Source organism: Streptococcus mitis, from assembly GCF_005844455.1.
GTDB classification, from domain to species: domain Bacteria; phylum Bacillota; class Bacilli; order Lactobacillales; family Streptococcaceae; genus Streptococcus; species Streptococcus mitis_BF.
Genome location: NZ_SPGF01000026.1, coordinates 22,216 through 28,379, shown reverse-complemented (window position 1 = coordinate 28,379; position 6,164 = coordinate 22,216). Strand labels below are relative to the sequence as shown.

The following is a 6,164-nucleotide window of genomic DNA, read 5'->3' as shown; positions in this document are numbered from 1 at the left end:
AGACAATCAAGCATCAGTTGAAACGTCGCTTTTTTAACACCTATCAACAATTTGAAATTCTCTGAGTTTAATTTTAAGGCTTTTTCGTATGTTGTTTCCATAGCTTTAGTATACCACTTTTGAGTTACCGAACAAGTCTAATACTTTTCATAATCAAAGTCAATAATATTGTGAAAGATTAGACAATATTACCAATATCTACGGATTGTATTTTGAGTAATACCGTATTGATCCATATAAGAAACATATTGACCCGGATATGGAGCATGAACTACCTTTCCACCACCAACATAAATACCTACATGGTCATTTGTCTCTTCACTATTATACAAAATCAAATCTCCAGCTTGTTGAGAACCATTACTTACATAACTTCCTCCTGTTGCTTGACCATAGGTCACTCTAGGAATACTAATATCAAACTTAGCATGAATAGCCATCGTAAATCCTGAGCAATCTACGCCACTATTCAAATCTGCCCCACCCCAAACATATGGGATTTTCCCTACAAATGTCTCGGCATATTCACCAAGTGCCTGTCCACGATTTTCTACCCATACACCACTTTCTCTAAAGAAGTATGGTGTACCATTCACACGTTGATAACCAGTGACCATAGCACCACTAGCAGATAAGTAGTAATAATTACCATCAGGTTGAATCCAAGTATTTTCTTTCATCCATCCTTGGTCATCAAAATAGTACCACTTACCATCTAATTGTTCCCAATTTTTAGCATACCCACCTGAACCGTATTTAAACCACCATTTACCATTGGTTTGCATCCAGGTTCCTTTCGGATCACGATATTGATTGAAAGCTTTCTTCTCTTGATTTCCCTCTGCTTGGGTTTCTTTATCTTCAAAACCAATCAATTTTACTTAATCAGCTTCTTCAGCTTTTATCTTGCCTTGATTAACTAATTGAGTAATCGCTTCTTTCTCACTTGCTGATGGGGAATCAGCGTAGGACACAGTAGTATTTGCTAGGAGAACGCCTCCTGCAAGAACTAACAAACTAGAAAAAAGATATTTTTTCATCGTGAAAATCCTTTCTTTTTTCTCCTTTTTGGAGATTGATTTTTCTGATTTCATTATATCTCTTATTTGTCCTCAGATTTCTCCTGTCCCTAGAAAGACTAAATCTGTTCCTAAACGGTCACTTGTACTCAATGAAAATCAAAAAGCAAACTAGGAAGCTAGCCGCAGGTTGCTCAAAGCACGGCTTTGAGGTTGTAGATAGAACTGACGAAGTCAGCTCAAAACACTGTTTTGAGGTTGCAGATAGAGCTGACGTGGTTTGAAGAGATTTTCGAAGAGTATTAAGCCAAATAAAAAATTCCAAAGCAAGTGCCTTGGAACTCCGATTTCTATTTTGCTTGAATGATTTTAACCACATCTCCTACGCTCTGCAGTTGATCAATTTCCTCGTCACTGATTTCGATACTAAATTCATCTTCCAGTGTCAAGATAAACTCCATCAAGTCAACTGAGTCAGCATCCAAGTCGTCTTTCAGACTCAAGGATTCTGTCACGACAAAGTCCTCTCCCTGTCGCTCTTGGATAATGGTCACAATACGGTCAAAAATTTCTTTTTCTGTCATCTCTTTTATTCTCCTGAAAATTCACGCGCAGTCTGGGCAACTACGTCTGTTTCTAGCATGGTACGAATCTGGCGAATCGTACTATAAACAGCCTTGGCATCGCTTGAGCCATGAGTCTTAACAACCGGTGCCTTGACACCAAACAAGACCGCTCCACCAACATCTGAATAGTTGAGCTGTTTTTTCAAACCTCTGAGGCTATCCTTGAGAAGGAGGGCGCCTAGTTTCGCTCGAAGACCACCACCTGTAATAGCTGTCTTGAGCAAGCCCATGATTCCCATGGCTGTCCCTTCAATGGATTTAAGCACTGCGTTTCCCGTGAAACCATCTGCCACGACAACATCCGCAACGCCATTCATCAAATCACGCGCTTCCACGTTTCCGATAAAGTTCAAACTTTCATCAACTGCTAATAATTCATAGGTTTCCTTGCGAAGTGGGTCGCCCTTACTACTCTCTGTTCCATTGTTAAGCAAGCCAACACGTGGTTGCGCAATTCCGCGGACATTTTTAGCATAGAAGGAACCTAGAACCGCGTATTGATGGAGGTGCTGGGCTGTATTTTCCGCATTGGCACCGAGGTCCAGCATATCAAAACCCTTCCCATCTACAGTCGGCAAGGTCGACATAAGCCCAGGACGGTCGATGTTCTTGATACGACCCACGATGAAAAATCCTGCTGCCAACAAAGCACCTGTATTCCCAGCCGAGAGGACAGCGTCTGCTTCACCCTCTTTGACAGCCTTGGCCGCCAAGACCATACTGGCATTTTTCTTCTTCCGAATAGCTCTCGTAGGTTCATCGTCTGAATCAATCTTCTCATCCGTATGGATAATGCTGACGCGCTCTGTCGCTGTCAGATATTGCTTGATTTTACTTTCATCTCCGTAGAGTTGAACCTCAATATCTGAAAAGTCAGCCAGGGCTTGATTGACACCCTCAACGATAGCCTGAGGTGCATAATCGCCCCCCATGGCATCTACTGCGATTTTTTTCATTTGTTTTCCTCTTTTAGTAATTGACCCCAGTCTGCTAGGGAATCAATAAATTTCTTTGATTTTAGGTGAATCCCAACGTACTCTTCGTAGAGTTGATCCATAAACTTTCGCAAGTCTTGCTTGATTTCAGGCTTGAGCGAAATGGTCTCCAAGGTCTCAAAATCAATGGCTTGAAATTGATTGAGCAGATAAGGGATGTTGGGATTGAGATGGCAACGTCTCCCATCCTCATGATAATGATCTGGACAGAGGCAGGCTCCATATTTGAAAGAAAAGTCAAAAGCCTGACCAACCCGATGACAAAAGACACACTCATTAAAATTAAGGCTGATTCCAAATCGGGTCAAGATTTGAATTTCAAAAATATTGGTCAAAACCTGATAATCCAAGCCTGCTTCCATCAACTCCAAAGTCTTTTGTAAAAAAGCAAACAAGGGAGCATCCTGCTGATTGTCCTGCAAACTCGCATCTGCAAGAGCTGCTACATAGGTCGCATAGGCCATGACAAAGAGGTCGCTATTAATCTTGGGAAAGGTCATGACCTCATGATAGTCCACGATGTAGCTGAGCCCGTCATCATTGATTCGCAAGAGAAATCGTGCCAGCACCAAGGGTTGAATAACAGGAGCTAGCTTAGACTGACCAGCGTGTTTAACGAAAAACATACGTTTGCCAGCCTGCTCTGTAAAAATCTTGACTAGCTTATCATCCTCACGAAAGTTACGATTGTAGAGCACTAAGCCTTGACTCGTGATAGACTGAATCATGCTTCTCTCATGTACTCCTCAAGTCGTTTCATGGCTTCTTTGATAGTCTCCATGCTGGCCGCATAAGATAGGCGAACATAGCCTTCCCCGTAACGCCCAAAGGCTGCACCAGGTATAAAGGCAACGGCCTTCTTCTGAGCAAAATCCTTCAAAAAGGCAAAAGAATCTTGATTGTAGCCCGCAGGAATCTTAGCAAAGATATAGAAGGCCCCGTCTGGTTTGATAATCTCAAAACCAAGAGCAGTCATTTTCTCAATAATATAATCTCGACGCTGGATGTATTCCTTCTTCATAGGTTCCGCATCGTTTTTACCAGCGGTCAAAGCCTCCACCGCAGCGTGTTGAGCCATGGTATTTGCGGCAGTAACCAAGTACTGGTGACTCTTGATCAACTGGGCTGTGAAAGCTGCAGGAGCAAAGATAAAACCTAAACGCCAACCTGTCATAGCATGCGATTTAGACAAACCATTGATAATGATAGCCTGATCTCTCAACATAGTTCCTAGAGATACATGGGCTTCGCCTGTGTAGGTCAATTCTGAGTAAACCTCATCACAGACAACGAAAATCTCATACTTGCGTAAAACAGCTGCCAAGGCCTCCAACTGCTCCCGACTATAGGTAATTCCTGTCGGATTGGCTGGATAGTTGAGAATAACCGCCTTGAGCTTGTCTCCTTGCTCCAAAATGGCCTTTTCCAACATTTCAGGAGTCAAGACAAAACCATTTTCAGTTGTATCAATCTCGATAATCTCTGCCCCAACTAGATTGACAATTGGCTCATAACCTGGATAGGCAGGAGCTGGCAAGAGCACCTTATCTCCCTCTTCCAAAATAGCTGTCAAAGTAGCCGATAAAGCCTCTGTCGCCCCAATTGTAACCAAAATTTCATTTTCAGGATTGTAATCTAGCTGGTATTTTTCTTTTACAAAATCACTGGCTGCCTGACGTAATGTTAACAGACCACTCATCCCTGTATAGTAGGATTGGTCCTGGTCGATGGCCCGCTTAGCTGCTTCCTTAACATGATCTGGCGTTGTAAAATCAGGTTCCCCCAAGGTCAAACGCAAGACCCCAGGAATCTCCGAAATAGCCTGGTCAAACTGGCGAATCAACGAAACTTGAATCTTATCTAATTGTTTATTAAAGCGTTTAGTTAAGTCCATAGATACCTCCTACTCTCAAAACGTATCTCTATTATACTACAAAAGCCCCCCGACCGCAAAAATACATTATAGAATAGCTTTCCACTTTCTATTTTACTTTTCTTATTTATAGGTCTATAATGGTAACAGATTCTATTTGGAGGTTTTTATGTCATTTCTATCAAAAAATGGAGCAGGTATCTTGGCCTGCCTTCTCATTTCTATCGTATCTTGGTACCTAGGAGGATTCTTCCCTGTGATTGGCGCGCCTGTTTTTGCGATTTTCATAGGCATGCTTCTCCATCCCTTTCTCTCATCCTATAAACAACTGGATGCGGGATTGACCTTTAGTTCTAAAAAATTGCTCCAATATGCCGTTGTCTTGCTTGGTTTTGGTCTCAATATCTCGCAGGTCTTCGCAGTTGGGCAATCTTCACTCCCTGTCATCCTATCCACCATTTCAATAGCTCTGATTATTGCCTATTTCTTCCAGCGCTTCTTTACACTGGATACAAAACTGGCTACCTTGATTGGAGTAGGTTCTTCTATCTGCGGAGGCTCTGCTATTGCGGCGACAGCGCCCGTTATCCATGCTAAGGAAAAAGAAGTCGCCCAAGCCATCTCCGTTATCTTTTTCTTCAATGTCTTAGCTGCGCTCATCTTTCCAACTCTAGGAACCTGGCTTCATCTATCCAATGACGGCTTTGCCCTCTTTGCAGGAACTGCAGTCAATGACACTTCCTCTGTAACAGCCACAGCCAGCGCCTGGGACAGTCTCTACCAGACCAATACCCTCGAATCCGCAACCATTGTCAAACTCACACGTACTTTGGCCATTATCCCTATCACGCTCTTTCTATCTTACTGGCAAAGTCGCCAGCAAGAAAATAAACAAGGCGTACAACTGAAAAAAGTTTTCCCACTTTTTATCCTTTATTTTATCCTGGCCTCTCTCCTAACCACCCTACTGACCTCTCTTGGTGTGTCCAGTAGCTTCTTTACCCCTCTCAAACAACTCTCTAAATTCTTTATCATCATGGCCATGAGTGCTATCGGACTCAAAACCAATCTGCTAGCTATGGTCAAATCCAGCGGAAAATCCATTGTTCTCGGAGCCGTCTGCTGGATTGCCATCATCCTCACCAGTCTTGGTATGCAGACCCTTATCGGCATTTTCTAACACAAAAGGTAGCCCAGCAGCTACCTTTTTCTTATACTTCCTTAATCAAGCGAGTATGTTCTCTCTTGATGCAGCGATTCATCACGATATCATCACATCCACCAGCACGCAAGATTTCTTCCGCTTCTAGACTTTCAAGTCCTAGCTGTGCCCAAAAAATCTTAGCATCAGTCTTGAGAAAATCGCGCGCCACATCGGGCAGAAATTCACTGCGACGGTAAACATTAACAATATCTACAGGAAAAGGAATCTCAGCGAGGCTGGCATAAGCCTTTTCACCCAAGATTTCGCCACCTGCCGCCTTGGGATTGACTGGGATGATTTTATAACCCCGAGCCTGCATTTCCTTGGTCACTCGATTGCTAGTTGTTTCTTCACGGTCTGACAAGCCCACCACAGCAAGGGTTTTACTCGTTGCTAGATACTGACGAATCACACCATCACTTGGATTGATAAATTCTTGACTCATAG

8 protein-coding genes and 1 pseudogene are annotated in these 6,164 nt (G+C 42.9%); 1 reads left to right on the top strand and 8 read right to left on the bottom strand.

Annotated elements, in window-relative coordinates:
* The 7 genes and pseudogenes from FGQ53_RS06270 to FGQ53_RS06240 all read right to left on the bottom strand — a co-directional run.
* Positions 1 to 101, bottom strand: a pseudogene (locus FGQ53_RS06270) (IS5/IS1182 family transposase); the annotation flags it as partial.
* Positions 102 to 188: 87 nt separating this feature from the next.
* Entirely contained in the window at positions 189 to 875 is a 687-nt protein-coding gene (locus FGQ53_RS06265) for a C40 family peptidase (protein WP_229090336.1), read from the bottom strand.
* A gap of 6 nt (positions 876 to 881) precedes the next feature.
* Positions 882 to 1,094 carry a hypothetical protein gene (locus FGQ53_RS11980; protein ID WP_229090334.1) on the bottom strand — a complete coding sequence of 71 codons (213 nt, stop codon included), beginning with the start codon at positions 1,092 to 1,094 and terminating at the stop codon, positions 882 to 884.
* A 275-nt stretch (positions 1,095 to 1,369) separates the two neighbouring features.
* Positions 1,370 to 1,603, bottom strand: a complete 234-nt coding sequence (locus tag FGQ53_RS06255) for an acyl carrier protein (protein WP_000136448.1) — start codon at positions 1,601 to 1,603, stop codon at positions 1,370 to 1,372.
* Positions 1,604 to 1,608: 5 nt separating this feature from the next.
* Positions 1,609 to 2,601, bottom strand: coding sequence for a phosphate acyltransferase PlsX (gene plsX, locus FGQ53_RS06250; RefSeq protein ID WP_138336796.1), 993 nt, complete (start codon positions 2,599 to 2,601; stop codon positions 1,609 to 1,611).
* Positions 2,598 to 3,368: a DNA repair protein RecO gene (recO, locus tag FGQ53_RS06245; RefSeq protein WP_138336795.1), complete on the bottom strand. Its 771-nt coding sequence runs from the start codon at positions 3,366 to 3,368 to the stop codon at positions 2,598 to 2,600. The genes plsX and recO overlap by 4 nt, the downstream gene beginning before the upstream one ends.
* Positions 3,365 to 4,534, bottom strand: a complete 1,170-nt coding sequence (locus tag FGQ53_RS06240) for a pyridoxal phosphate-dependent aminotransferase (protein ID WP_138336794.1) — start codon at positions 4,532 to 4,534, stop codon at positions 3,365 to 3,367. The genes recO and FGQ53_RS06240 overlap by 4 nt, the downstream gene beginning before the upstream one ends.
* A gap of 148 nt (positions 4,535 to 4,682) precedes the next feature.
* On the opposite strand from FGQ53_RS06240, the gene FGQ53_RS06235 reads away from it, so the two are divergent.
* The gene (locus FGQ53_RS06235; RefSeq protein WP_138336781.1) at positions 4,683 to 5,693 is read left to right on the top strand and encodes a YeiH family protein; all 1,011 of its coding nucleotides are present in this window, start codon (positions 4,683 to 4,685) and stop codon (positions 5,691 to 5,693) included.
* 31 nt (positions 5,694 to 5,724) lie between these two features.
* Here the strand turns inward: FGQ53_RS06235 and FGQ53_RS06230 are convergent, their stop codons facing one another.
* Positions 5,725 to 6,162, bottom strand: a complete 438-nt coding sequence (locus tag FGQ53_RS06230) for a CoA-binding protein (protein WP_138336777.1) — start codon at positions 6,160 to 6,162, stop codon at positions 5,725 to 5,727.
* Positions 6,163 to 6,164 lie beyond the last annotated feature (2 nt).

Bases quoted from the DNA above. Each gene is read 5' to 3' on its own strand.
- FGQ53_RS11980 (WP_229090334.1), bottom strand. From the start codon at position 1,094: ATGAAATCAGAAAAATCAATCTCCAAAAAGGAGAAAAAAGAAAGGATT.
- FGQ53_RS06255 (WP_000136448.1), bottom strand. From the start codon at position 1,603: ATGACAGAAAAAGAAATTTTTGACCGTATTGTGACCATTATCCAAGAG.
- plsX (WP_138336796.1), bottom strand. From the start codon at position 2,601: ATGAAAAAAATCGCAGTAGATGCCATGGGGGGCGATTATGCACCTCAG.
- recO (WP_138336795.1), bottom strand. From the start codon at position 3,368: ATGATTCAGTCTATCACGAGTCAAGGCTTAGTGCTCTACAATCGTAAC.
- FGQ53_RS06240 (WP_138336794.1), bottom strand. From the start codon at position 4,534: ATGGACTTAACTAAACGCTTTAATAAACAATTAGATAAGATTCAAGTT.
- FGQ53_RS06235 (WP_138336781.1), top strand. From the start codon at position 4,683: ATGTCATTTCTATCAAAAAATGGAGCAGGTATCTTGGCCTGCCTTCTC.
- FGQ53_RS06230 (WP_138336777.1), bottom strand. From the start codon at position 6,162: ATGAGTCAAGAATTTATCAATCCAAGTGATGGTGTGATTCGTCAGTAT.